Annotated in this window: 26 protein-coding genes; 12 read left to right on the top strand and 14 right to left on the bottom strand. The window is 72.7% G+C overall.

From position 1 onward, the window contains the following. Nucleotides 1-29: 29 nt before the first annotated feature. Genes ACXR8F_RS02730 through ACXR8F_RS02720 form a run of 3 tightly spaced genes read left to right on the top strand, consistent with a single transcriptional unit; the run spans nucleotide 30 to nucleotide 2278 of the window. Nucleotides 30-722: a 3-oxoacid CoA-transferase subunit A gene (locus tag ACXR8F_RS02730; protein ID WP_458798619.1), complete on the top strand. Its 693-nt coding sequence runs from the start codon at nucleotides 30-32 to the stop codon at nucleotides 720-722. Nucleotides 723-727: 5 nt separating this feature from the next. Further along, nucleotides 728-1405 (top strand): 3-oxoacid CoA-transferase subunit B, encoded by a 678-nt coding sequence (locus ACXR8F_RS02725; RefSeq protein ID WP_458798832.1) that lies wholly within the window; start codon nucleotides 728-730, stop codon nucleotides 1403-1405. Nucleotides 1406-1453: 48 nt separating this feature from the next. Continuing rightward, nucleotides 1454-2278, top strand: coding sequence for an IclR family transcriptional regulator domain-containing protein (locus ACXR8F_RS02720; RefSeq protein ID WP_458798618.1), 825 nt, complete (start codon nucleotides 1454-1456; stop codon nucleotides 2276-2278). 91 nt (nucleotides 2279-2369) lie between these two features. Here the strand turns inward: ACXR8F_RS02720 and aroQ are convergent, their stop codons facing one another. Beyond that, the gene (gene aroQ, locus ACXR8F_RS02715; RefSeq protein WP_458798617.1) at nucleotides 2370-2819 is read right to left on the bottom strand and encodes a type II 3-dehydroquinate dehydratase; all 450 of its coding nucleotides are present in this window, start codon (nucleotides 2817-2819) and stop codon (nucleotides 2370-2372) included. Then, nucleotides 2816-3868 (bottom strand): LacI family DNA-binding transcriptional regulator, encoded by a 1053-nt coding sequence (locus ACXR8F_RS02710; protein ID WP_458798616.1) that lies wholly within the window; start codon nucleotides 3866-3868, stop codon nucleotides 2816-2818. Before ACXR8F_RS02710 ends, aroQ begins: the two co-directional genes overlap by 4 nt. 143 nt (nucleotides 3869-4011) lie before the next feature. Here ACXR8F_RS02710 and ACXR8F_RS02705 point away from each other — a divergent pair, with 143 nt between their 5' ends. The 6 genes from ACXR8F_RS02705 (at nucleotide 4012) to ACXR8F_RS02680 (ending at nucleotide 10397) form a co-directional block, all read left to right on the top strand. Next, nucleotides 4012-5430, top strand: a complete 1419-nt coding sequence (locus ACXR8F_RS02705) for an MFS transporter (protein ID WP_082081020.1) — start codon at nucleotides 4012-4014, stop codon at nucleotides 5428-5430. 48 nt (nucleotides 5431-5478) lie between these two features. Then, on the top strand, nucleotides 5479-6402 hold the full coding sequence (locus ACXR8F_RS02700) for a shikimate dehydrogenase (RefSeq protein ID WP_458798615.1): 924 nt from the start codon (nucleotides 5479-5481) through the stop codon (nucleotides 6400-6402). A 9-nt stretch (nucleotides 6403-6411) separates the two neighbouring features. Beyond that, complete coding sequence (locus ACXR8F_RS02695) at nucleotides 6412-8265, top strand: TIM barrel protein (RefSeq protein WP_458798614.1); 1854 nt, start codon at nucleotides 6412-6414, stop codon at nucleotides 8263-8265. Nucleotides 8266-8347: 82 nt separating this feature from the next. Further along, nucleotides 8348-8554 carry a (2Fe-2S)-binding protein gene (locus tag ACXR8F_RS02690; protein ID WP_045191975.1) on the top strand — a complete coding sequence of 69 codons (207 nt, stop codon included), beginning with the start codon at nucleotides 8348-8350 and terminating at the stop codon, nucleotides 8552-8554. After that, nucleotides 8541-9029 carry a bacterioferritin gene (bfr, locus tag ACXR8F_RS02685; protein ID WP_045191974.1) on the top strand — a complete coding sequence of 163 codons (489 nt, stop codon included), beginning with the start codon at nucleotides 8541-8543 and terminating at the stop codon, nucleotides 9027-9029. The genes ACXR8F_RS02690 and bfr overlap by 14 nt, the downstream gene beginning before the upstream one ends. Before the next feature lie 366 nt (nucleotides 9030-9395). Then, nucleotides 9396-10397: a helix-turn-helix transcriptional regulator gene (locus tag ACXR8F_RS02680; RefSeq protein ID WP_458798612.1), complete on the top strand. Its 1002-nt coding sequence runs from the start codon at nucleotides 9396-9398 to the stop codon at nucleotides 10395-10397. Between the two features lie 108 nt (nucleotides 10398-10505). On the opposite strand, the gene ACXR8F_RS02675 is transcribed toward ACXR8F_RS02680, so the two are convergent. Genes ACXR8F_RS02675 through ACXR8F_RS02665 form a run of 3 tightly spaced genes read right to left on the bottom strand, consistent with a single transcriptional unit; the run spans nucleotide 10506 to nucleotide 11691 of the window. Continuing rightward, nucleotides 10506-10745, bottom strand: a complete 240-nt coding sequence (locus tag ACXR8F_RS02675) for a hypothetical protein (protein WP_045191973.1) — start codon at nucleotides 10743-10745, stop codon at nucleotides 10506-10508. Continuing rightward, the gene (locus ACXR8F_RS02670) at nucleotides 10742-11455 is read right to left on the bottom strand and encodes an RNA polymerase sigma factor (RefSeq protein ID WP_458798611.1); all 714 of its coding nucleotides are present in this window, start codon (nucleotides 11453-11455) and stop codon (nucleotides 10742-10744) included. Before ACXR8F_RS02670 ends, ACXR8F_RS02675 begins: the two co-directional genes overlap by 4 nt. Next, nucleotides 11452-11691 (bottom strand): hypothetical protein, encoded by a 240-nt coding sequence (locus ACXR8F_RS02665; protein ID WP_458798610.1) that lies wholly within the window; start codon nucleotides 11689-11691, stop codon nucleotides 11452-11454. Before ACXR8F_RS02665 ends, ACXR8F_RS02670 begins: the two co-directional genes overlap by 4 nt. Before the next feature lie 201 nt (nucleotides 11692-11892). Here ACXR8F_RS02665 and ACXR8F_RS02660 point away from each other — a divergent pair, with 201 nt between their 5' ends. Continuing rightward, nucleotides 11893-12339: a hypothetical protein gene (locus tag ACXR8F_RS02660; protein WP_045191970.1), complete on the top strand. Its 447-nt coding sequence runs from the start codon at nucleotides 11893-11895 to the stop codon at nucleotides 12337-12339. A 116-nt stretch (nucleotides 12340-12455) separates the two neighbouring features. Here the strand turns inward: ACXR8F_RS02660 and ACXR8F_RS02655 are convergent, their stop codons facing one another. The 3 genes from ACXR8F_RS02655 to ACXR8F_RS02645 are packed head-to-tail and all read right to left on the bottom strand — an operon-like array spanning nucleotide 12456 to nucleotide 16133. Further along, nucleotides 12456-13523, bottom strand: a complete 1068-nt coding sequence (locus ACXR8F_RS02655; RefSeq protein ID WP_045191969.1) for an ABC transporter ATP-binding protein — start codon at nucleotides 13521-13523, stop codon at nucleotides 12456-12458. Beyond that, nucleotides 13520-15100 carry an ABC transporter permease gene (locus ACXR8F_RS02650; protein WP_458798609.1) on the bottom strand — a complete coding sequence of 527 codons (1581 nt, stop codon included), beginning with the start codon at nucleotides 15098-15100 and terminating at the stop codon, nucleotides 13520-13522. The genes ACXR8F_RS02655 and ACXR8F_RS02650 overlap by 4 nt, the downstream gene beginning before the upstream one ends. Before the next feature lies 1 nt (nucleotide 15101). Next, nucleotides 15102-16133: an iron ABC transporter substrate-binding protein gene (locus ACXR8F_RS02645; protein WP_458798608.1), complete on the bottom strand. Its 1032-nt coding sequence runs from the start codon at nucleotides 16131-16133 to the stop codon at nucleotides 15102-15104. Between the two features lie 233 nt (nucleotides 16134-16366). Between ACXR8F_RS02645 and ACXR8F_RS02640 the strand changes: the two genes are divergently transcribed. Both ACXR8F_RS02640 and ACXR8F_RS02635 read left to right on the top strand, forming a co-directional pair. Further along, nucleotides 16367-17206, top strand: coding sequence for an aldo/keto reductase (locus tag ACXR8F_RS02640; protein ID WP_458798607.1), 840 nt, complete (start codon nucleotides 16367-16369; stop codon nucleotides 17204-17206). Between the two features lie 199 nt (nucleotides 17207-17405). Continuing rightward, a complete protein-coding gene (locus ACXR8F_RS02635; RefSeq protein WP_045191966.1) occupies nucleotides 17406-18104 on the top strand; it encodes a class I SAM-dependent methyltransferase in 699 nt (232 codons plus the stop codon). Between the two features lie 20 nt (nucleotides 18105-18124). Here the strand turns inward: ACXR8F_RS02635 and ACXR8F_RS02630 are convergent, their stop codons facing one another. The 6 genes from ACXR8F_RS02630 to ACXR8F_RS02605 all read right to left on the bottom strand — a co-directional run bounded on the left by ACXR8F_RS02630 (nucleotide 18125) and on the right by ACXR8F_RS02605 (nucleotide 24567). Beyond that, nucleotides 18125-18514 (bottom strand): ANTAR domain-containing protein, encoded by a 390-nt coding sequence (locus ACXR8F_RS02630; protein ID WP_458798606.1) that lies wholly within the window; start codon nucleotides 18512-18514, stop codon nucleotides 18125-18127. Between the two features lie 277 nt (nucleotides 18515-18791). Beyond that, the gene (locus ACXR8F_RS02625) at nucleotides 18792-19541 is read right to left on the bottom strand and encodes a response regulator (protein WP_458798605.1); all 750 of its coding nucleotides are present in this window, start codon (nucleotides 19539-19541) and stop codon (nucleotides 18792-18794) included. After that, nucleotides 19517-21490 (bottom strand): sensor histidine kinase, encoded by a 1974-nt coding sequence (locus tag ACXR8F_RS02620; RefSeq protein WP_458798831.1) that lies wholly within the window; start codon nucleotides 21488-21490, stop codon nucleotides 19517-19519. Before ACXR8F_RS02620 ends, ACXR8F_RS02625 begins: the two co-directional genes overlap by 25 nt. 69 nt (nucleotides 21491-21559) lie before the next feature. After that, on the bottom strand, nucleotides 21560-22048 hold the full coding sequence (locus ACXR8F_RS02615; protein WP_458798604.1) for a pyridoxamine 5'-phosphate oxidase family protein: 489 nt from the start codon (nucleotides 22046-22048) through the stop codon (nucleotides 21560-21562). A 1-nt stretch (nucleotide 22049) separates the two neighbouring features. Next, nucleotides 22050-22727, bottom strand: a complete 678-nt coding sequence (locus ACXR8F_RS02610) for a hypothetical protein (protein WP_458798603.1) — start codon at nucleotides 22725-22727, stop codon at nucleotides 22050-22052. Nucleotides 22728-23238: 511 nt separating this feature from the next. Then, a complete protein-coding gene (locus ACXR8F_RS02605) occupies nucleotides 23239-24567 on the bottom strand; it encodes a cation:proton antiporter domain-containing protein (protein WP_458798602.1) in 1329 nt (442 codons plus the stop codon). Nucleotides 24568-24618 lie beyond the last annotated feature (51 nt).

Genomic DNA, 24618 nt, shown 5'->3' with positions numbered 1-24618 from the left:
CAAGAGTCATCGAACACAAGGGAACTGACATGGTGACCATCACCCAGAGCGCGCTCGACGCGGTCGCCGACATCCCCGACGGGGCCACGGTTCTCATCGGCGGCTTCGGCCCGGCAGGGCAGCCCGTCGAGCTCATCGAGGCCCTCGTCGAGAGCGGCACGCGCGACCTCACCGTCGTCAACAACAACGCCGGCAACGGCGACGTCGGCCTCGCTGCGCTGATCGGCGCCGGGCGCGTGCGCAAGGTCATCTGCTCCTTCCCGCGACAGCACGACAGCCACCAGTTCGACGCGAAGTACCGCGCCGGCGAGATCGAGCTCGAGCTCGTGCCCCAGGGCAACCTCGCCGAGCGCATCCGCGCCGCCGGTGCCGGCATCGGGGCCTTCTTCACGCCCACGGGCTATGGCACGCCGCTCGCCGAGGGCAAGGAGGTGCGCGAGATCGACGGACGGCACTACGTGCTCGAGCTTCCCATCCGGGCCGACTACGCCCTCGTCAAGGCGCACCGGGCCGACGGCGTCGGCAACCTCACCTACCGCAAGACCGCCCGCAACTTCGGGCCGATCATGGCCGCGGCTGCCAAGACGACCATCGTCCAGGTGCACGAGGTGGTCCCGACCGGCGCCATGGACCCCGAGGTCGTCGTCACCCCGGGCATCTACGTCGACCGCGTCGTCGTCGTGCCGACCGCCGCGACCCCCCGACCGGAGGAGGACCAGTGAGCTCCCTGCAGACCCCGTCGACCCTCATCGAGGGCCCGACCCGGCTGGGCAAGGCCGAGCTGGCTGCCCTCGTCGCCGCCGACATCCCCGACGGCGCCTTCGTCAACCTCGGCATCGGCCAGCCCACCCTGGTGTCCAACTACCTCGCCCCCGACAGCGGCGTCACGCTGCACACCGAGAACGGCATGCTCGGCATGGGGCCCGAGGCGCACGGCGACGACGTCGACCCCGACCTCATCAACGCCGGCAAGATCCCGGTGACCGAGCTGCCCGGTGCCTCGTACTTCCACCACGCCGACTCGTTCGCCATGATGCGCGGCGGGCACCTCGACATCTGCGTCCTCGGGGCCTACCAGGTGTCGGCCCGCGGTGACCTCGCCAACTGGCACACGGGCGAGCCCGGCGCCATCCCGGCCGTCGGCGGCGCCATGGACCTCGCCATCGGGGCGAAGGACACGTTCGTCATGATGACGCTGACGACGCGCGACGGTCAGAGCAAGCTCGTCGAGGCGTGCACCTACCCGCTCACCGGGGTGGGCTGCGTCAGCCGCATCTACACCGACGTCGCGGTCTTCCTCATCGACCGCGAGGGTGGTGACGGCAGCGTCCTCGTGCGCGAGACGCACGGCACGACCTTCGAGGAGCTCGAGGCCCTCGTCCCGGTGCCGCTGCGGCGCGCCTGAGCGTGGCAGTGAATCGCTCTGTGACACAGTCGAGCCGGGAGGAGGCCCATGTCCGAGTCAGCCCCCGGCGGTGAGATGGTGCGCTCGGTCGCCAAGACGCTCGACGTCATCCGCGCCTTCGATGCAGAGCACCGCGACCTCACCCTGAGCGACGTCGCCCGCCGCACCGGGCAGACCAGGGCCAGCGCGCGCCGCTTCCTGCTCTCGCTCGAGTCCCTGGGTTTCGTGCGCAGCGACGGACAGCTGTTCTCGCTGACGCCGCGTGTCCTGTCGCTCGGCCACGCGTTCCTGTCGTCGCTCAGGCTGCCCGACGTCGCCGAGCCGCACCTCAAGAACCTCACGGCGCAGCTGGGCGAGTCGACCTCGGCCTCCGTCTTCGACGGCGACGACATCGTCTACGTCGCGCGGGTGCAGGCCCGCCGCATCATGGCCGTCGAGATCCGCGTCGGCACACGGTTCCCCGCGTACGCCACCTCGATGGGTCGCGCGATGCTGGCCTTCGCGCCCGCGAACGCCCTCGAGGCATACCTGGGCCGGGTGCGTCTCGAGCCCCTGACTCCGCGAACCGTGTCCGACCCGGCGGCTCTGCGTGCCGAGCTGGAACGCGTCCGCGAGCGAGGCTGGGCGGTCGTCGACCAGGAGCTCGAGATCGGCCTGCGCTCGCTGGCCGCACCCGTCTTCAACCCCCGGGGCGAGGCGATCGCCGCCATCAACGTGTCGACGACCAGCGCCTCGTCGGGGCGGTTCGTCGACGACGAGCTCGCCCGGTTGCTCGTCGACACGGCGGGTGCCATCGGCGACGACCTGCGCCTCGCCCGCCCCGAGATGGCCGACGAGCCGCAGCGGTGGGGTTCCCCGCGCCTCGACGGCTGACCGGGCGCACACGCGCCCCCCGTTCGATGTCTCCCGTTCGATGTGTTCGGCGGTCACGAGAGACCGTCGAACACATCGAACCGGGGGCTGATCAGGCGTCTCGGGCCAGCCGTGTGAGTCGGGCGATCGCGAGCTCATAGCCCTGCGTGCCACAGCCGACGATGACGCCGTCGACGACGTCGGAGAGGTAGGAGTGCCCGCGGAACGCCTCGCGCCGGTGGACGTTGCTGATGTGCACCTCGATGACGGGAGCCGTCACCACGGCCAAGGCGTCGCGGATCGCCACCGACGTGTGCGTGTAGGCCGCGGCGTTGACGACGAGGCCGGCGGTGGAGTGACGCAGCTCCTGGATGGCGTCGACGAGCTCGCCCTCGTGGTTGCTCTGGCGGAAGTCGAGCTCGAACCCGGCCGCTTCGGCCGCGCGCCGGCACCTCTCCCGGACGTCGTCGAGCGTCTCGTGGCCGTAGACCTCCGGTTGGCGCTCACCGAGCAGGTTGAGGTTGGGGCCGTTGAGCACGGCGATGCGCTGGTGTGAGGTCATCTGACGGGTCCTTCGTTCGGGGCGGGTGGGGGAGTGGTGGGCGCCGGGCCGGTCGAGCCGCGGACGACGAGCTGCGTCGGCGCGACGATGTCGGCGGGGGCGTCGTTCTCCTTCCGGGCCTGCTCGCGCACGAGCGCGACGAGCAGGTCGACGGCAGAGCGCCCGGCCTGCTCGGTGCGGTCGCTCAGGGTCGTGAGCGGGGGGTCGCAGAAGTCGGCGCCGAAGATGTCGTCGAAGCCGACGATGCTGACGTCGCCCGGCACGGAGACGCCGCGGGCCTTCATCCGCTTGAGGGCTCCGATGGCCATGAGGTCGTTGTGCGCGATGACGGCCGTGGCGCCGTCGGCCAGTGCGGCCTCGCCGGCGAGCAGGCCGCCCTCGACGGAGGGATGGTAAGGGCCGAGCCGCCGCACCTTGAGGCCGTGCTTCTTTGCAGCAGAGGAGATTCCGGCCCATCGTTGACGTCCCAGCCATGACTCGGGCGGCCCTGCCAGGAAGATCGCGCGGCGGTGACCGAGGGCCACGAGGTGCTCGACGATCTGGCGCGTTCCGCCCTGCTGGTCGGGGCTCACGCTCGTCACCCCCGGCACCCGCCGGTTGACGAGGACGACGGGCATCGCCGCGTCGAACTGGAGGACCTTCGCGTCGGGGAGCCGGCTCGAGCCGAGGAGGAAGCCGTCGACACCGGGGGCGAGCCGCTCGACCATCCGGGCCTCGGCGCGGGCGTTCTCCTCGCTGTCGCCGATGACGAGGATGTGCCCGGTGGCCTCGGCCTGCCGCTCGGCGCCGCGGATGAGCCCGGAGAAGTACGGGTTGGTGATGTCGGGCAGGACGAGGGCGAGGGTGGCCGTGCGTCCGGTGCCCAGGGCGCGAGCGGCCGGGCTCGCGCGGTAGCCGAGACGGGCCGCCACCTGCTGCACGTGCTCCCGGGTCACGACGTTGACGCGGTCGGGGTTCGTCAGCGCGCGCGACACGGTCGAGGCGGCGACCCCGGCCTCGCGGGCCACGTCGGTGATGGTCACGGCGTAAGGGCGTCTCGTGGACGGCATGTGGCAAATTTTGGCAAACGTTTGCCAGTCATTGCAAGCCGTCTCTACCGTCGAGACAGCCCACCGACGAACACCGCCGTTCTCGTCAGCACCACGTGCAAGCCCGTCAGGGCGACGAGGTGGCCCACACAGGAGGATCGACAATGACGCCAGTCCCCAGCCCCGAAGGCCCCGAGTCCGTGGCCGAGCCCACCCCGACCACGCACGAGCCGGCGCGCACCCCGAAGAAAGCGGCCATCGCCGCCTGGGTCGGCAGCGCGCTCGAGTACTACGACTTCGTCATCTACGGGACGGCGGCCTCGCTGATCTTCCCCAAGATCTTCTTCCCCGAGGGCAACACGGCTGCGGCGACCGTCGCCTCCCTCGCGACCTTCGGCGTCGGCTACGTCGCGCGTCCCGTCGGGTCGTTCCTGCTCGGCCACGTGGGAGACAAGCTCGGCCGCAAGAAGGTGCTCATCTTCACGCTCCTGCTCATGGGCGTCTCGACCTTCCTCGTCGGGTGCCTGCCCACCTACCAGAGCGTCGGCATGCTCGCGCCGGTCCTGCTCGTCGTCCTGCGCCTGCTCCAGGGCCTCTCGGCAGCGGGGGAGCAGGCCGGGGCCAACTCCATGTCGTTCGAGCACGCCCCCGACCACCGCCGCGGCTTCTTCACGAGCTGGACGCTGAGCGGCACCCAGGGTGGTCAGGTGCTCGCCCCGGCCGTCTTCCTCCCGCTCGCGGCTCTCCTCCCCGAGGACCAGCTGCTGTCGTGGGGCTGGCGCGTCCCCTTCTTCCTCAGCGCCGTCGTGGTCGTCGTCGGCTTCGTCATCCGCCGCACGCTCGACGAGACCCCGGCCTTCGAGTCGGAGGTCGAGTCGCGGCCGGCCCCGCGCACCCCGCTCTCGGTCCTGCTGCGCGACCACTGGCGTGCGGTGCTGCGCGTGATGTTCGCGGCGTTCGTCGCCATGGTGAACACGCTCTACACCGTCTTCGCCCTGGCCTTCGCGACGAAGGACGCCTACGGCGTCGGCTTCAGCTCCACCTTCATGCTGTGGGTCGCGATCATCTCCAACCTCGTGGCGATCGCCGTGATCCCGTTCTGGGGCAGCGTCTCCGACCGGGTGGGCCGCAAGCCGGTCTTCCTCGGCGGCCTCGCGGGCTCCGCAGTGCTCTCCGCGGCCTACGTCGCCGTCATCGCCAGTGGCAACCAGGCGCTCACCGCGGTCGTCGGCGTCCTGCTCGCCGGCATCGTCTACAGCGCGACGAACGCCGTCTGGCCGTCGACGTACGCCGAGTACTTCCCGACCAGCGTCCGACTGTCGGGCATGGCCATCGGCACCCAGTTCGGCTTCGCGCTCGCCGGTTTCACGCCGACCATCGCCGCAGCGCTCCTCGGCGACACCGGCGACGGCTGGCCCAAGGTTGCCGCCTTCGCCGTCGTCGCCTGCGCCATCTCGGCCGTCGCCGTCGCCACCGGCCCGCGGGGCACCCACAAGGTGCCGACGAACGAGCTCGGACGCGCCACCGTCCGCGCCTCGGCGCCCGTGCGCACCACCGCCGTCACCCGCGAGGCGACGCGCTAGAGCGGTCGACAGCAGCCCACACGACCAACCAGGGAGAGAGTGCAGATCATGACGTCACAGCAGCGCCGGAGGTCCTTCGCCATCGGGCTCCTCGGAGAGCACATCGGCAGCTCGCTCGCCGCGCCGCTCCAGGAGGAGGAGGCGGCGGCCGCGGGTCACGCGCTGGCCTACCGGCTCGTCGACGCGGCCGAGCTGGGTCTCGGCCCGGGCGATGCCGCCGACGTGCTGCGCTGGGCGGTGCGCCTCGGCTTCGACGGGCTCAACGTCACGCACCCGTTCAAGAACGTCGTGCTCGACCTCGTCGACGAGGTCTCTCCCGAGGCCGCCGCCCTCGGCGCCGTCAACACCGTCGTCATCCGGGACGGCCGCACGACGGGGCACAACACCGACTGGGTCGGCTTCGCCTCCGCCCTCTCGACGACGCTGCCACAGGCCGCCGGGCAGGACGCCCTCCTGCTCGGCGCCGGGGGAGCCGGCGTCGCCGTCGGCTACGGGGCGCTGCGCGCCGGGGTGCGGCAGCTGCTCGTCTCCGACACGTCGCCCGAGCGGGCCCGGGCCGTCGTCGACCGGCTCGAGGCCGCCGTCGGCCCCGGTCGGGCCCGCGTGCACCTCGACGTCGCCTCCGCCCTCGAGCAGGTCGGCGGCCTCATCCAGGCCACGCCGGTCGGCATGTCGAGCTCACCGGGTATGCCGCTCGACCCCGCCCTGCTCCGGCCGAGCCAGTGGGTGGCCGAGATCATCTACTTCCCGCTCGAGACCGAGCTCGTCCACGCGGCACGGGCGATCGGGTGCGCCACGATGACCGGCGGCGCGATGGCCATCCACCAGCACGCGACGGCATACGGCCTCTTCACGGGGGAGCGCGCGAACGTGGAGCGCATGACCGAGCACTTCACCCGGCTCACCGGGCTGCAGGTGCTCGGCGTCGACCCGGTGACCGAGACGACCACCGTCGCCAGTCGAGCGGTGTGAGGAGCACTGATGCGCAAGGGAATCGCAACCGTCTCGATCAGCGGCAGCCTGGACGTCAAGCTCGAGGCCATCGCCGCGGCGCGCTTCGACTCGGTGGAGCTCTTCGACGCCGACGTCGTGTCGTCGCCGCTCGGGCCGGAGGCGATCGCCCGACGGTGCGCCGACCTCGGCCTCGACATCGACCTCTTCCAGCCGCTGCGTGACCTCGTCGGCCTCACCCCCGACGTCTTCACCGACCGGCTGCGCTTCGCCCGCGCCAAGTTCGAGCTGATGGAAAGGCTCGGTGCGACCCGTGCCCTCGTGTGCTCCGCCGTGCACCCGGCCTCCGTCGACGACCCCGACCTCACGGCCGAGCAGCTCGGCGCGGTCGGTGCCGTCGCCGCCGAGCACGGCTTCACGCTGGCCTACGAGGCACTGGCCTGGGGCACCCACGTCAACCGGTTCGGTCAGGCGCGGCACATCGTCGAGAAGGCCGACCTCGCCAACGTCGGGGTCGCCGTCGACACCTTCCACCTGCTCGCGCGCGGCGACGGGCCCGAGGCGCTCGCGGGCCTCGCCGGGGACCGCATCGCCTTCGTCCAGATCGCCGACGCGCACGGCCTCAGCATGGACGTCCTCGAGTGGAGCCGGCACCACCGCTGCTTCCCGGGCCAGGGGGTGCTCGACGTCGAGGGGGTCGTCGGCGCCTGCGTCGAGGCCGGCTACCGCGGCCCGCTCTCGCTCGAGGTCTTCAGCGACATCGTGCGCGAGGCCGACCCCCGCGACACGGCGCGCGACGCGATGCGGTCGCTGCTGCACCTCGAGGAGCAACTGCGTCGCAGGTGGGACGGCGTCGACGCGCCAGAGGGGTCGGACCGCGGGCGGCGACCGCGTGTCGAGCTGTTCGACCCGCCGCCGGCACCGACCGCGCCCACCGTGGACGTCGTGGAGCTGGCGGTCGCACCCGGCGACTCCCGCACGCTCGGCTTCTTCACGAGCCTGGGCTTCACGGCCGACGAGGGCGGCGCCGACACGCCCGGCGCGCCGGACCGCACCGTCCTGCGCAACGGCGAGGCGGTGGTCGTCCTCGACGCGCGCTCCGACCTCGAGCTGCGCCGCTCCGCGGCGGCCCAGCGTCCGCACGTCGCGGCGGTCGGCGTCAGCGGTGACGCCGAGTCCGACCTGCCGGCCCGCGCCCAGGCGCTGCACTGGCCCGTCGTCGAGGCCACGGAGGGCGGTCGGCGGGTGCGGGCCACCCGCAGCCCGGCCGGCGTCGAGGTGCACCTCGACGGCCAGCCGCTCGCAGCCTCCCCGCTCGCCGACGGCGGCTGGGGAGGGCTCGACCACATCGGCTTCGCGATCGACACCGACCGTTCCGACGCCGAGGTCTCCTTCCATCGCACGCTGCTCGGCCTGAGGCCCGGACCCGTCAGCGAGTTCATCGACCCCGCCGGCCGCCTGCGCAGTCGCGTCCTCCAGCCCGAGGCGGGCTCGCTGCGGGTGGTGCTCAACATCGCGGTGCGGGCCCCCGGGGTGCCCACGTGGACGGGGGTCAACCAGCTGGCGTACGCGTGCACCGACCTGCTCGACCGCGCCGAGGTGCTGCGTGGGGCGGGGATGCGGCTCCTGCCGGTGCCGGACGCGTACTACGACGACCTCGCCGCACGGCTCGACCCCGACCCGGCGCTCGTCTCGCGCCTGCGCCGGCTCGGCGTGCTCTATGACCGCGACGACGCGGGGGGCGAGCTCTTCCACATCTACACCCCGCTCGTCGCCGGCCGCTTCTACGTCGAGCTGCTCGAGCGTCGCGGTGGCTACCGCCGGTTCGGGGCGGCGAACACGCCCGTCCGCCTCGCCTCCCAGGCGGCGACCCCGTGGCTGTGAGGCCGGCTGCAAGAAAAGTGCTGAGGTGTCCGACCGCTGGGCCGGACTCGACAGGCGCTGAGGTAAGCCTTACCTTATCGACGTGATCATCTGTCAGTGCGCGGCCGTGAGCGACGGCGACGTCGTGCGTGCCGTCGAAGCGGGAGCCCACAACCTCTCGTACGTCTGCCAGACCACCGGTGCCGGCCAGGACTGTGGCTCGTGCGTCTTCTCTGTGCGGCGGGTCATCTGCCAGCATGAGCAGGCCCAGCGAGACACATTCCTGGAGGTGGAAGGTGCAGCCAGCTAGCCCTCGCGTCACGGAGCTCCTCAACGACGCCCTGACCTTCGAGCTGACGGTCACGAACACGTACTTCCTGCATGCCCGCATGCTCGACAACTGGGGTTTTCCCAAGCTCGGCAAGGTCTTCTACGACCTGTCGATCGACGAGATGCGCGATGCCGACGACCTCATCAACCGGATCCTCATGTTCGACGGTCACCCCAACGTGCAGAAGCTGGGTGCCATCCACATCGGCGAGACGCCGGAGGAGATGCTGGCGCTCGGCCTCGAGAGCGAGAAGGCGGCCGTGGCCCAGTTCAACGCCGCGGCCAAGGAGTGCCACGAGCTCGGCGACCACGGCACCGCGAGCGTCTTCGAGGAGATGGTCCGCGACGAGGAGCGCCACGCGGACTGGTTCGAGACCCAGGTCGACGCACTCGGCCGCCTGGGCGCGGCGGCGTACCTGTCGCAGCACCTGACCGCCGGTGAGGGGCCCGAGTGACCCCAGGGGTGATGGACGGCGCGTGACCCGGCTGTGACCCGGTTGCGACCCGGTTGTGGCCCGGCCCCCTGCGCCCCTCCACGAACGCCTGGGGCCGGGCGACCGCAATGGCCCGAGCCGGGCGGATCGGTCACCGGCGGCGCCAGGTCCCCTGCGCCGGACGCCGTGGTCGCTCCCCCCGGAGCAACCACGTGACCTCCGCCCGGTCGTCGAGTCACACGGAACCGTCGACCGGCAGGGCAAGCATCACCCATCCGCTCGCGGCGGAGGATCGGCCGGCGGCGGACAGAGGCCATCCCCCTTCGGGGGAGAAGCCCTCCCCGGGATCGGGAGAAAACGGGCCGTCGGCGGACTAGCCTTGGCACCGTGCCGCTCAGCGACCCCGTAGTGCGCGCCCTGCGCCACGCCGACCAGAAGATGCACGAGGTGGGGCGCGGCGACGTCTTCGGCGTCTACGACGCGTGCCGGGCCGCGGTGTCGGCGATCGCACCCGTGGACGACTTCTACATCGCCCTCGTCAAGGACCGCGACCGACGCATCTCCTACCCCTACCTGTTCAGCAACGGCCACTACCTCGAGACGGGCAGCCTGACCTACGGCCCGGGTGGGGTGGTCGCCTGGATCGCGGCGTCGCACAAGCCGTACCGCTACCGCGATGACGACGGGGCGCTGCTCAACCGTGGCGTGCGGTTCGGCGACGACGAGCTCTCGGCGGATGCCGCGATCGTCCCGATGATCGGCGAGGACGGGCTCGTCGGCATCATCGGCGCCCTGAGCGACACGCCCTCGGTCTTCACCGACGAGGTGGTCACCGCGATGACGTGGCTCGCGGGTGTCGTGCTCGACCGGGTGCAGGCCGCCGATCCCGGACGCCGCCTCGACCTCAGCCTCGTCTACCCCGAGCTGGAGGACGACGGCCGGGCCGGCGCCCTCCTGGCGGTCAACCGCACGTCGTCGGCGCTGACCGGAATGGCCACCGAGATCGACGAGCTGCGCGACGAGCTCGACGCACTGACGGCGGACGGCACGCTCGACGAGCGGCTCGCAGCGCTGAGCCGGCGCTGCTTCGAGGTGCAGGCCGCCATCATCACGCGGGTGGGCCAGCACGCCTCCGTCGACGGCCCCGGTGAGGCACGCCCCGACCCGCTCGAGGGTCTCTCACCGCGCGAGCGCGACGTCGTCGCCCTCGTGACGAGCCGCACCGGAGACCCGGGCAACGCCGGCATCGCCCGCGCCCTCGACATCGGCACCGCCACGGTCAAGACGCACATCTCGTCGGCGCTGGGCAAGCTCGGGCTGCAGCACCGCAGCGAGCTGCGGTGGCTCGTCCACGGCGGCCCGGGGCCCGCCGGGCTGACGGAGGACTGACCGCAGGCTGACCGCCGACCGACCGCGGGCCGACCGGACCACGCGTCCCCGGCCGTATGCCGTCCCGCAGGGTCGTACTGGCGCGCGCGGCGGCATACGGCTCGAGTCTCAGGCGGTGCCTGAGCGCAGCAGGTCGAGCAGGGAGCGCGCCTCGTCGGCGCAGGCCGCGCAGCCGAGCAGGTGGTGCTCCATCGCGGCGTCGTGGTGGTGCGGGTCGGCGAGGACCGCCTCGACGTGGACGTCCATGCGCTCGAAGCACTCGTCGCACGACAGCCAGGGCGTCGTGTCGACCAGCAGCGCGTCGACGGCACGGGGTGGCAGCGGCGAACGGGGTCGGGGGGTGGTCATCGGGCGCCTCCGGTGGGGGAGAGGTAGCCCCGCTCCGTGAGCTCGGCGCGGAGCCGGCGGCGGGCCTCGTGCAGGGTCTTGTAGAGGGCGCCCCGGTTGGTGCCGAGCCGCTCGGCCAGCACGTCGATGGGCACCTCGTCGACGAGCAGGGCCACCGCGATGCGGCGCTGGTAGGGCGTCAGCGCGGTGCTCATCGCGCGGGCGAGCGCGCTCGCGAGGTCGGCGGCCTCGGCGGAGTGCTCGGCGTCGTCGTGGTCGGAGGCGGGGATCGTGCCGAGGTCGAGGTCGCGCAGCTCCACCTCGCGGCGCCGCCACTGGAGGCGTCGCACGTCGGACGAGGCCTGCAGGATCGCGAACTTGAAGGCCCACGTGGTGAACCGGCTGCGGCCCTCGAAGCTGTGCAGCTTGCCGAGCAGGGCGGTCATGGCCTCGTCGGCGGCCTGCTGCACGACGACCTCGACCGCGGCTGGGGAGTCGTCGGGCAGGGCGTGACGCAGGCGCCAGACCTGGTGGGCTGCCGCCCGCACCATGAGCTGGTGCAGCAGCCGCAGTGCGTGCTGCTGCTCCGGGCCGGGTGTCGAGAGCGCCACGACCCAGTCGACAGGTTCGGTGCGTGCCGACCCGGCGAGCCCGCCCGGGGGGACCGGGCGGGTCGTCGTGCCCGGTCCGCCGCCGGGTGGGGGGAGGTCGTCCCGGCTCAGGGCGGTCACCGGGACCCCCGGGGGTCGTCGGTGGGGGCGAGGATGCGGGCGGCGAGCTCGGGCGGGCAGCCGGCGTCGACGAGCTGGAGCAGCGCGTGCAGGTCGACCCGCTGGCGCGCCAGCGCCTCCGCGAGAGCGGCCGGGAAGCCGGCCTCGCGCAGCCGGCACACGCGCCACGCGACGACGTCGAGCGGCGGCCCGGGCGAGAGGCACGGCGCCCTGTGGCTGGTCTGCTGGATGGTCATGCCTCGTTGGCTGCAGGCAGCCGTCCCGGTCTTACCCGGCCCGCGCGGCAGGGCGTGGCCACGGTCGGAGCGTCTGCTCCCGCCGGTAAGACGCGTGCCCGTCCGTGCCGCCAACACGGTGCAAGCCTCCCACCGCTGCCTGCCCGCGTCACGGGCTGCCGCCACGGGAGGACGACCTGGAGACCGACCCTGGAGGTCAGCATGGCCACGACCCTCAGCCCCACAGGGGCCCCGACATCCCACGCGCGCAGCGACGCGACGTACCAGGCGTACGCCGTGCTGCGCGCCGCCTTCACGGTCGCACCGATCGTGTTCGGCCTCGACAAGTTCACCAACCTGCTGGTGCAGTGGGACCGCTACCTCGCGCCCGTGCTGTCGGACCCGCTGCCCGTCACGCCGCACCAGGCCATGTATGCCGTCGGCGTCATCGAGGTCGTCGCGGGGATCGTCGTGTTCCTGCACCCGCGCCTCGGTGCTGTCGTGGTCGCGGCCTGGCTCGCCGGCATCATCGTCAACCTGCTGCTCGTCCCGGGCTTCTACGACGTCGCCCTGCGCGACTTCGGGCTGCTGCTGGCAGCGGTCGCCCTGCAGCGCCTCGCCACGCGCTTCGACCCGCGGCCCACCCTCTGGCCGCTGCGCCGCTCGTAGGCCGCCGAGCAGGTGGTCGAGCGCGCCCCGTCGGGCCGGACGGCATTCGCCCGTCCCGACGGGGGCGCCCGCGCCGTCGGGTCTGCTCCCGGCCGGACGGCCGGACGGGACCGCTCTCAGGCGCTGGTCGGGTGCGGGAAGACGAGCGGCTCGCCGAGCAGCTGGAGGCTGACGACGGTGCCGGCCGGCGGCACGTCCTGCCCGCGCACCCGGGCCCGCACGATTGCGGGTGGGCCGGCGGGGTCGCCGTCGCGCGCTTCGGTGCCGAGGTCGAGGTCGATGAGGGCGTCGTGTCCGAAGTAGGTCGACGAGAGCACGGTGGCGGGACGGCCGGAGCCCTGGGCCACGAGCGCGATCTGCTCGGGACGCAGCAGCACGTCGACGGGTCCGTCGGGCACGTGCTCCACCGAGACGACCCCGAGCGCGTGGCGCACGGTTCCGGCGTCGGCCCGGCCGGCGAGCGTCACCGCGTCGCCGAGGAACCCGGCCGACCGGGTGTCGGCGGGACGGTCGTAGACGTCGGCCGGCGAGCCCACCTGCGAGAAGCGCCCGTCGTGCATGATCGCGACCTGGTCGGCCATCGACAGCGCCTCGGACTGGTCGTGGGTGACGAGGATCGACGTGACGCCTTGGCGGCGCAGCACGTCGGCGACGGCCTCGCGCGTCGAGGTGCGCAGCGCCGCGTCGAGCGACGAGAAGGGCTCGTCGAGCAGCAGCACCTTGGGCCGGCGCGCGAGAGCACGGGCGAGCGCGACGCGCTGCTGCTGGCCACCCGAGAGCTGGTCGGGCCGGCGGTCGGCGAGGCTCACGTCGAGCCCGACGAGACGCAGCAGCTCGCCCAGGCGCGCCGTGTCGCGACGGGCCGCACGGTCGAGGCCGTAGACGACGTTGGCCCCGACGCTGAGGTGCGGGAAGAGGTTGCCCTCCTGCGCGACGTAGCCCACGCCGCGTCGCTCGGGGGCCCGCCACAGGCCCGGCCCGACGACGACGTCGTCGCCGAGGGCGACCGAACCGCTGTCGGGCGCCTGGAAGCCGGCGATGACGCGCAGCAGCGTCGTCTTGCCGCAGCCCGACGGGCCGAGGATGACCGTCGTGGACGCCTCGGGCACGTGCAGGTCGATGCCCCGCAGCACGGGCTGGCCGTTGTGGGATGCCGTGACATCGGTGATGCGGACCTCGCTCACGTCGCGGTCACCTCCTCCGTTCGTCGCATGAGCAGATAGGTCACCGGCGCCGACAGGATGACGAGGGCGGCGGCGTACGGAGCAGCGGCAGCGTAGTCGAGCGACTCGCTCGCGGCCCAGAAGGCCGTGGCCAGGGTGCGCGTGCCCGTGGGGGCGAGCAGCAGCGTTGCGGTCAGCTCCGTGGAGACCGCGATGAAGACGAGGGCGAAACCGGCCAGCGTGCCGCGCAGCACAAGCGGCAGCTGGACCCGCAGGAACGCGCGAACCGGGTTGTCACCGAGGGCCCGCGCCGCGTCGCCCAGCTCGGGCGGCAGGTGGGCGAGGGCCGCGCGGATCGAGACCATGGCGCGCGGGACGAAGAGGACGGCATACGCCAGGACGAGCAGCGCCGACGTCTGGTAGACGGACGGCAGGTAGCGCACGGCCAGCCCGACGAGGGCGAGCGCGACGACGACACCGGGCAGTGACGAGGCGAGGTAGGTGGAGCGCTCGACGGCCACCGCGACCCACCGGTCGAAGCGGTCGGTCGCCCGCACGACGAGCCACGCAACCGGGAAGGCGGCCACGGTCGTCAGCACCGCGGCGGTGGCTGCGAGGCGCAGGCTGCTCCACACCGGGCCGAGCAGGTCGCCGGCCGACAGGGAGTCGGCGCCCATGACGAGCCACCTGCCGATGCTGCCGACCGGCACCACGATGGCGAGCAGCACCAGCAGCCCGATGCCGCCGAGGGCCACCGGCGTCAGGCGGCCGAGGCGAACCGGCGTGGGTCGCTGCGGGGTGCCGCGGCCGAGTCGCGCGTGCCGGGCGCGCCCGCGGCTCACGAGGTCGATGGTGAGGAAGGCGAGGCAGAGGGCCAGCAGCGCCGAGGCCAGCACGCTGCCCGCCGCGTCGTCGAAGGCCACCTGGTACTGGTCGAGGATCGCCGTCGTGAACGTCGGGAAGCGCACGAGCGCGAGCACCCCGAACTCGGCGAGCAGGTGCAGGGCGACGAGCAGGGCGCCGCCCATGAGGGCCGGGCGCAGCTGCGGCAGCGTCGCGCGCAGGAACGCCCGCCACGGGCCGAGGCCGAGAGAGCGGGCCGTGTCCTCGAGGCTGCGGTCGAGCCCGCGCAGGACCGCAGCGACGGGGAGGAAGACGAAAGGGAAGTACGAGAGAGAGGTGACGAGCACCGCGCCCGTCAGGCCGTTGAGGTCGGGTCGGATCGACACCCACGCGTACGCGTTGACGAAGGCCGGGACCGCCAGCGGGCACACGAGCACGACCCGCCACAGACCCGCCAACGGCAGGTCGGTGCGCTCGACGAGCCACGCCGCGGCCACCCCGAGCACGACGGTGATCGACACCGTCAGCACGACAAGCGACAGCGTGTTGCCGAGGAGCTCACCCACCCGCGGGCGCCACAGCAGCTGGGCCGCCTTCTCGGGGCCGACGGCGAGGGCCTTGGTGACGATGACGACGAGCGGCGTGCAGCAGACGAGCGCGACCAGCCCGGCCACGAGCCGGGACGCCACGGAGCCCGGTCGCCAGTGGCGACCGGGCCTGCGGGTGGAGCTGCGTCCGAGCACGTGGGCACTCACGTCAGAGGATGCCCGCCTCGGTCATCATCGAGATGACCTCGGGACCGTTGAGCGTGTAGGGGTCGACGGGCGGGGCCTCGAGCGAGGCGAGCTTGGGCAGGGCCGGGTCGGACTCGACACCCGTGCCGACGGCGTACTCCTTGGCGTCGCTGGACGCGAGGATGCCCTGCCCCTCCTTGCCCGTGACGAAGGCGAGGAACTTCTGCGCGTCGGCCGCGTGCTTGCTCGACGCGAGCACGCCGCCGCCCGAGAGGCTGACGAAGGCGCCGGGGTCCTGGTTCTTGAAGTAGTGCAGCTTCGTGTTGCCGCTGCCGTCCTTGCTGAGCGCCTGGTCGCGGTACCAGTAGTAGTGGTACATGATGCCGACCGGCACCTCGCCGGCGTTGACGGCCTTCATGACGGCGATGTTGTTGTTGTAGATCTTGGCGCCGTCCTTGAGCCCCTTGAGCCAGGCCGCCGTCTTGTCCTTGCCCTCGAGGGCGGCGATGGCCGAGACGATCGCCTGGAAGTCGGCGCCGCCCGCGGCCGCGCCCCAGCGGCCCGACCACTCCGGCTTCTGGAGGTCCATGATCGACGTGGGCAGCTGTGCTTCGGAGATCTTGCTGGGGTTGTAGACGAGCACGGTCGAGCGGGCCGCGATGCCGACCCACTTGCCGGTCGACGGCGCGTACTCCTTGCCGACCTGGCCCAGCGTCGCAGGCGTGACCGGCGCCAGCAGGTTCGCGTTCTGCACGGTGGTCATGGCCGGGGAGTTCTCGGTGAGGAAGACGTCGGCGGGGGAGCGCTGGCCCTCCTGCACGAGCTGGGCCGCCATGGCCGAGTCGCCGCCGTAGCGGATCTGTACGTCGACGCCCGTCTTCTCCTTGAACGCCTTGGCCCATGCGTCGGTGAGGTTCTCGTGCTGGGCGCTGTAGATCGTCAGCTTGCCCGGGTCGAGCTCCTCGCCCGCCTCGAGGCTGCTGCCGCAGGCGGACAGGGCGAGCATGGCTGCGGCGCCCAGTCCGGCGACGAGAGCGGTGCGTCGGGTGGTCACGGGTCCTCCATCGGGTCGCCGAGACCGGAGGCGCGCGGGGCGGCGTCGACACGGACGCCCGGTCTCGGGGGTGTCGGTCGCGTCGACGGCCGACGTGTTCGCTTAGGTTCGCCTTACCTTATTCAATCAGCCGTCATCGTCCCAATCGGCCCGTTCGGTGAGACGCGCCGAGCGGGCCCGTCCGGGTGGGACGACCCTCGCGAGGGCCGCGGCGAGCACCGTAGGTTGGCGACATGACGACGGTTCCCACGCGCACCCTCAACGACGGCACGTCGATCCCGGCGATCGGCTTCGGCACCTACCCGCTCACGGGCGAGGACGGCATCCGCGCGATGGTGTCGGCCGTCGAGGCCGGGTACCGGCTGCTCGACACGGCCGTGAACTACGGCAACGAGGCCGAGGTCGGCGAGGCGATCCGCCGCTCGGGGATCGCGCGCGAGGACCTCGTCGTGCAGAGCAAGGTGCCCGGGCGCGACCACGCCTTCGACAAGGCCGTCGCCTCGGTCGAGGGCACGCTCGAGCGGCTCGGCATCGACCAGCTCGACGTCGCCCTCATCCACTGGCCCAACCCGAGCGTCGGCCTCTACGTCGACGCCTACCGCGCCCTCGTCGAGTGCCGCGAGCGGGGCCTCGTGCGGTCGGTCGGCGTCAGCAACTTCACCGAGAAGCACCTCACTGAGATCATCGACGCCACCGGTGTCGTGCCGGTCGTCAACCAGGTGGAGCTGCACCCGCTCTTCCCGCAGGAGGAGCTGAGGGCCGTGCACGACCGCCTCGGGATCCGCACCGAGAGCTGGAGTCCTCTGGGCAAGCGCAACGCCCCGTTCGGCGCCGACCCCGTCGCGGCCGCAGCAGAGGCGCACGGCGTCACCCCGGCGCAGGCGATCCTGCGGTGGCAGGTGCAGCTCGGTGCGTTGCCGCTGCCCAAGTCGGCAGACCCCGAGCGGCAGCGGACCAACCTCGACGTCTTCGGCTTCGAGCTCGACGACGCCGAGATGGCCGCGATCTCGGCCCTGGGCCGCAAGGACGGTCGGCTCTTCGGGGGTGACCCCGACACGCACGAGGAGATGTGAGGAGCGCGGCCCCCACCCGTACGTCCCCCCGTGGGGCTACCACGTCACGGGCTACTGCGCGCCGAGCTCCCGGTGGGGCCGGCCCGACGACTTCCGCTACCTCCCGCCGGCTTGGGCAGGCGGGACCGCTCGGGCCGTGCGAGGCTTGCCCGGGTCGCCCGGCCGGGGCGCGCCGGAGTCACGACGAATGGGGGACTGGATGAGGGCCGACCACTACGACAGCTTCGCCCGGAGCTACGCGACGGCGAACGAGGCGGGCCTCTTCAACAACTACTACGCGCGACCGGCGATGATCCAGCTCGCCGGCGACGTGCGCGGTCGCCGGGTGCTCGACGCAGGGTGCGGTTCCGGTCCACTCTTCGACGACCTCCGTGCACGAGGTGCCGACGTGTCGGGCTTCGACTCCAGCGTCGCCATGCTCGAGCTGGCACGCGAACGACTCGGGGACGACGCCGAACTGCGGGTGGCCGATCTCAGCGAGCCGCTCCCGTACGCCGACGGTGAGTTCGACGACGTCGTCGTCTCACTCGTCCTGCACTACCTCGAGGACTGGACCGAGCCGCTCGCCGAGCTGCGCCGCATCCTCAAGCCGGGCGGGCGGCTCCTCCTGTCGGTCAACCACCCTCGCATTCTCGAGTCGAGCGCGCCCGAGGCCGACTACTTCGCCGTCACGAAGTACTCCGAGGAGTACACGTTCGGCGACCAGCAGGCCGTGCTGACCTACTGGCACCGGCCCCTGCACGCCATGTCCGACGCGTTCACCGGGGCGGGCTTCCGCATCGCGCGGATCAGCGAGCCCCCCTTTTCGCCGGACACGCCCCGTGAGCTGCTGCCGCCGGACCTCGGCGACCGGACCGCCTTCATCTGCTTCATCTTCTTCGTGCTCGAAGCACACTGAGACGGGCTCTGCCGGGTGCGTCAGCCGGGGTCGGTGGAACCCGTCTCGACGACACGGGCGGCGAGCACGTGCACCTTGACGTTCTGGGCCATGCTCGCCCGGCGCAGCAGGTCGAAGGCCTGGTCGCGGGTCAGCTTGCGCAGCGCCATGAGGACCCCGATGGCGGCGCCGATCTCGCGGCTGTGCCCCAGTGCGGTCTCGAGCTGGGAGGCCTTCGTCTCGGCAGTGTCGAGCCGCTCCAGGGCCTCGAGGAGGTACGCCTCGACGGGCGTCAGCCGTGACGCGCCCGGTGACGTCGCGAAGACGGCGTCGACGTGGGCGGTCACCTCGGCTCGATCGGGAACGACGGACTCGGGTCCTTCGCCCATCGCAGACCCGCGGGACGCACCGGCGGTCTCGTGCGGCTCCATCAGCTGACTTCCTACGAGATCCCCGTCGCCGGCCAGGGCTAGACCGCAACAGGTGAGCATCCAGCCTAGGGGACCGAGGGCCCCTCATGAGAAACAGCGAGGTAGGCAGTCGGCTCCGCACCCGCCTGCGCGCACAGAGCGAGGCGGCACCCGCTCGGGGGATCGGGTGCCGCCTCAGCCGTTCCATCGCGGCACGCGCAGGATCGTTACACGGCGGTGACCTCGAGGCCGGCCGAGAGGTCACGCGACCGTCTGCGCCGGGTGGGCCGAGCCGTCGTCAGCGACCAGACTCGTCGCGGTGCTGCGCGCCGTACACCGCTGCCTGGGTGCGTCGTTCGAATCCCAGCTTGGCGAGCAGGCCCGAGACGTAGTTCTTCACGGTCTTCTCGGCCAGGTAGAGCCGCTCGCCGATCTGGCGGTTCGTCAGTCCCTCTGCGATGAGGGTGAGGATCTCCTGCTCGCGGTCGGTGAGCGCGGCCACATGGTGCGGCGGGCCGGACTGCGCGCCCGAGCCGGTTCCTGCACCGGTCTCGGCCTCGGGGCGGCGCAAGCGGTCGAGGAGACGCTCGACGAGTGTCGGGTCGATGAGCGAGTGACCTGCCGCGACGTGCGCCACCGCCTCGGTCAGCGACGTGCCGCGGATCTGCTTGAGCAGGTAGCCGGACGCGCCCGCCATCACGGCAGCGAACAGCGCGTCGTCGTCGTCGTACGAGGTGAGGATGAGACACCGCGTGCCAGGGCTGCTGACCTGGACCTCGCGACAGACGTCGATGCCGTTGCCGTCGGGCAGGCGGGCGTCGAGGAGCGCGACGTCGGGAGCGAGGAGCGGGATGCGCCGCAGGGCCTCGGCGGCCGTGCCGGCCTCACCGACGACCGTGAAGCCGTGGTGCGACTCGAGCAGGTCGACGAGCCCGCGGCGCACGATCTCGTGGTCGTCGAGCAGGAAGACCGTGACGGGATCGTGGCCGGGCGCGCCGGTCGCGCCGGTCGCGGGCTGTCGCGTCACAGGTCCAGCCGGGCCGTCCATGTCAGCACCGTCGTCCTCTCGTCGGATAGCAGGGAGCAGGTGCCGCCGCGGGCCACCGCCCGGCTCGTGAGGTTGGCGAGTCCGCGATGCCGAGGCGGCGCCGGCTCACCCACGGCAGTCAGGTCCTCCCCGGGCCGCCGAGTCACGTCGCTGCCCATCGGCCGCTCGCCCATCGGCCGCTCGCCCATCGGCCGCTCGCCCCTCGCAGCGGTCCGACCGCACGGCCCGTCGTCGGTGACCTCGACGGAGAGAGTCCCGTCGGCCACCGCTACGCGGACGTCGACCGCCTGTGCTCCGGCGTGCTTGACGACGTTGGTCAGGGCCTCGCGCAGCACCGCCGTCACGTCGTGCAGCAGGCTGGCTTCGAGCACGCTCGACACGGGTCCGTCGAGGCGCAGCGAGGGCTCGAACCCGAGGGGTGCGGCCGCTGCGGAGACGACCTCGCGCAGGCGCGCCCGCGAGGCGGTGATGCCGGTCGGTTCCTGGAGTTCGAAGATGGACGCCCGGATCTGCCGGATCGTCTCGTCGAGGTCCTCGACGGCCCGACCCAGGATCTCGCGCACGGCGGGCGCGTCGGAGGCGGCGCCGTGCGCCCCGTCGCTGCGCTCGGCCACCGAGTCGAGGGTGAGGCCGATGGCGAAGATCCGCTGGATGACGTGGTCGTGCAGGTCCCGGGCGATCCGGTGCCGGTCCTCGAGGATGGCGACCCGTTCCTCGTCCGCGCGACGGTCGGCGAGCTCCAGGGCCACGGCTGCGTGCGTGGCGAGCTGCTCGGCCATCTCGACGTCCGCGGCGCTGAAGGCGGCTCGACCGGGGCGTCGCGTCACGACGACGGCGCCGCGCACGCCCGCGTCGCCGACGAGCGGGCACGCCATCGCCGCCCCCTCGGAGCCGTCCTGGTCGCCGTCGACGCCGGAACCTGCCTCGGCCTCACCGGGGGCCGGGGCGGTCACCACGGCCCGGCGCTCGCGCATGGCCCTTCCGGCGAGCGACGACGAGGCGGCGTACGAGGTGCCGACGCGGGTCTCGGCGCCGGCTCCCCGCGCGACCTCGACGACGAGCTCGACGAGCTCGACGACGGGTTCGCCCACGGGCGCGGCGACGGGCTCAGCGGCATACGGCGGCCGCGAGGGTGCACGAGCCGACGACGACGTGCCGGCTCCGTCCCCGGGCGGCCGTCGGGCGGGCAGGTCGATCGTGGCCGCGTCGGCATCCGCGAGCCGCAGCACGGCATCGGCGATGCGCACGAGCACCGCCTCGCCGAGCCGGGGGCGGAGCAGGTCGCGGCTGATCTCCGCCGAGGCGCGCAGCCACTCCTGCCGGCGCCGCGACTCCTCGTAGAGCCGGGCGTTCTCGATGGCGATGCCGGCGCTCGCGGCGAGGGCGACGACGAGGTCCTCGTCGTCGGAGCTGAAGTCGGCACCGTCGAACCGGTCGGCCAGGTAGAGGTTGCCGTAGACCTGCCCGCGTGAGCGCACCGGCACCCCGAGGAACGTCCGCATCGGCGGGTGTCCAGGCGGGAAACCGCTCGCGCGGGGGTCGGCGGAGATCGAGTGCAGCCGGATCGGGGCCGCCTCGTCGATGACGGCCCCGAGGACGCCCACGCCGGTGGGTAGGTGCCCGACCCGCTCGACGGTGGAAGGGTCCATCCCGGAGTGCACGAACTGCTCGAGCCGGCCGTCGGCTCCGATGACCCCCAGCGCCGCGTAGTCCGCGCCGGAGACCGTTCTCGCGGCCTCGACGATGCGCCGCAGGACGGCGGGCAGCGCCAGCTCGGACACCACGGACCGGTTGGCGGCGAGCAGGCCGCGGAGGCGGTCCTCCGACGAGTGCGGGCCGGTCGGCCCGGGCGTGACGGTCTCGACCATCAGGAGGCCGCCGTCCACCGGCGCCGTGGGCAGCACGACCCGCTCGTGCGGGTGGTTCTCGCCGGCGCCGGCCTCATGCACCAAGGCTAGGACCGAGCTCCCGCGGGCGTGGGCCTTTGCTGGCGCCCGCGCGCACGGCGGCCGGCAGCGTCATCGGCCGGCCGAAGGCGGCCGACGGGCCCCGAACGTGCGCCCGGTGAGACGCTCCACCTCGATGCCGATGAAGAGGTTGCGGGTGCCGGCCGCCCACGGCTCGGCACCGTCGACGGTCCACAGGTGGGTGAGCAGCGCGGGGGACGCCACGGCCTGGGCGCGCCCGCGCGCGATGACGCTCCACCCGGACTGGGCCCGCTCGTCGAGCTCGTCGACCTCGAAGACGACCTGGGCGGGACGCACCAGCTCCGACAGGACGCCGAAGGGCGACGTGCGGAACACGATGAGGTCGGCGACGAAGGCGTAGCTGACGGGGAAGATCTGCGGGCCGTCCCCGGCCGTCCAGCCGATGCGGCCGATGCTGCGTGACTCCAGGAGCGCCTGGCAGTCGGCGGGGCTGAGGTCGGTGCTGGCTGGTCGTCGGCCGGACCGCCTGGCCGGCGGCCCGCCTCGTCCCTGGGTGACGGGGTGCTGGGTCATGGTCATCTCAGCTCCTTCCGGGTCTGGCCTGGGCGGCGCGGCGCTCGCCGGCGTGCAGCGGTCGGCCCCCGCCGACCGGGCGGCCGAGCTCGACGGCGGATGCCGCCCGCGGCTCGGGGGTCACGGCCTTGAGCAGCGCCTTGCAGCGCACGAGCTCGGCCCGGAGGCGCACGAGCTCGGCCCGCAGCTCGAGGAAGCGGACGAGGTGGTCGGCGATGCTCTGCCCCCAGGCCTCGACCGCCCGGAAGTCCGCGCACCATGTCATGGGGATCGTCGCCTGTCCCAGCTGGGCGGCACGGCCGGCGGCAGCGGTCTCGTGCTCCCGTACGCCCGGGGTGGCGGCGGCGCCGGCCTGACCGGCGGCATACGGCGGGGTCCCCTCCGCCCCGCCGCTGACGCGCGGCCACGCCGTGTCGCTGTGGTGGGTGACGTGCAGATGGTCCACGACCACGACGAGGTCGAAGCCCCGCTCGGTGGTGGTCTTCGCGACGCACGGCCGGCAGGTGACCTGGTGCCCGGCCCGCGCGAGCCCCGTCGCGATCGTCTCGGCGACGGCCTCGTCGATGCCCGCGATCATGAGCTGCACGGAGGCGGCGTCGGTGTCGTCGTGGGGGTCCCGGTCTTCGGGCACCCCGCCGGCTGCCGGAGGCGGCGGGGTCGAGTACGTGATGAGGACGGTGCACATGGGCTCTCCCGGTCGGTGTGGGGCGCCGGGCCTGACGCCTCCTCGATGGTGCGACGTGAGCAGGGCCCCGCGACACGGACGAAGGTCGCAGCGGTTCGGGCCGAAGGTCCCGACCCGGACAGGTCGGAAGCACCTGTCTCGGGACACCTCGGCCGCCGCACGATGGAGCAGGAGGTGAGCGACGTGGCCGGGACCACCTGGCAGGCAGGGATCGACGGCACACGGCCCGTCACGTGGGCCGCAGTGGTGGGGAACGGCACGTGAACCCGTCCGCGAGGACGGGCCGGACCGTCGTGGGCGCGGACCGCTCGGGGGAACGGGGGATCAGCCGGTTCGCGTGGCACTGGGCCTTTGTCGAGGCACGTGCCCGGAGCTGCCGACAGGAACGGTCACGTTGCGCCACCTCCGTCCACAGGCGAGGACCCCGGGGAGGGTAGGTCGCCTGAGGTCAGTTCACGACCGGCCCCGCGGAGGGGGATCTCCCCGGGGCCGGTCCTGTCGTCCCGGTCGGTCAGGAGGCCACGGCGTCGCGGTGCCGGTCGAGGTAGCGCATGACGGGCGTCGCGAGGACGCCGTGCACCATGACCGAGACGAGGATGGTGAACGCCGTCGTCGACCACAGCCACCGCTCCTCGGGGAAGGAGTGCTCACCGGCCGCGAACGCGAGGTAGTAGAGCGAGCCGACCCCGCGGACGCCGAAGAAGGCGGTGGCGAGTGCCTCGTGCCGGCCGAGGCCGCCGGGGAGGTCGCTGCCGCGGGCCCGCACCCGCAGGCTGACCCAGCCGGCGAGCGGGCGCAGCACGAAGACGAGCGACAGGGCGATGAGCACGCCTCGCCAGTCGAGCTCGTCGAGGACTCCCTTGGTCATGGCCATGCCGAGCATGAGCAGGATGATGAGCGTGAGCAGCCGCTCGAGGCGCTGCACCACCTCGTGCATCGAGCGGTGGTAGTGGTGGTTGCGCTCGGCCGCCCGCAGCGTCAGCCCGCAGGCGAAGACCGAGACGAAGCCGTAGCCGCCGACGAGCTGGCTCACGCCGTAGGTCATGACGAGGGCGGCGAGCGCGAGCAGGGGCTCACCCTGCTCGGCGAGACGGAGTGAGCGTCGCGGCGACCGGAAGGCGATGCGGGCGAGGCCCCAGCCGACTGCGACACCCACGATGACGCCGACGACGACCTTGCCCACGAGGTCCCACGCGAACCAGCCGGCGACCCATGAGCCGGCGCTCCCGGCCGACGCGAGCAGCACGGCGGCGGTGACGAACGGGAACGCCAGGCCGTCGTTGAGCCCGGCCTCGGAGGTGAGTGAGAAGCGGACGTCGTCCTTCTCGTCGACGGGTTCGCCGAGCGCCTCGTCGTCGGAGTCGTCCGTCTCGTCGGTCTCGACTCGAGGGCCCTCGACCTGGACGTCGCTCGCCAGCACCGGGTCGGTGGGCGACAGCGCGGCACCGAGCAGCAGGGCTGCCGCGGGCGCGAGGCCGACCCACCAGCCGAGCAGGGCAACCGACGCGATCGTCAGGGGCATCGCGATCGCGAGCAGCCGCCACGTCGACGACCACGACGCCCATGCCGACCGACGGCGCCACTCGAAGGACCGGTCGATCGCGAGACCGACGCCCATGAGCGCCACGAGGATGGTGAACTCCGTGATGCGCTCGACCTGGGCCCTGATGACGAGGGGGTCGAGGCGCATCCCCTCGGGCAGCGGCAGCAGGCCGATGCCCATCCCCAGGACGAGGAGCACCATCGCGGCCGAGACGGCATAGCGGTCGAGCACGGTGGGGAGGACAGCTGCGAGGAACATCGCCGCGCCGGCGATGAGGTAGATCAGGTTGATCGACATGGCGACGGCACGGCAGACACGCTGGGCTCCTCGAAGTGGTGACCCGATGCA

It is taken from the genome of Terrabacter sp. AAH1 (assembly GCF_054456855.1).
Note: the sequence above shows the minus strand (reverse complement) of the source record. Positions and strands in the feature narration are given on the sequence as shown.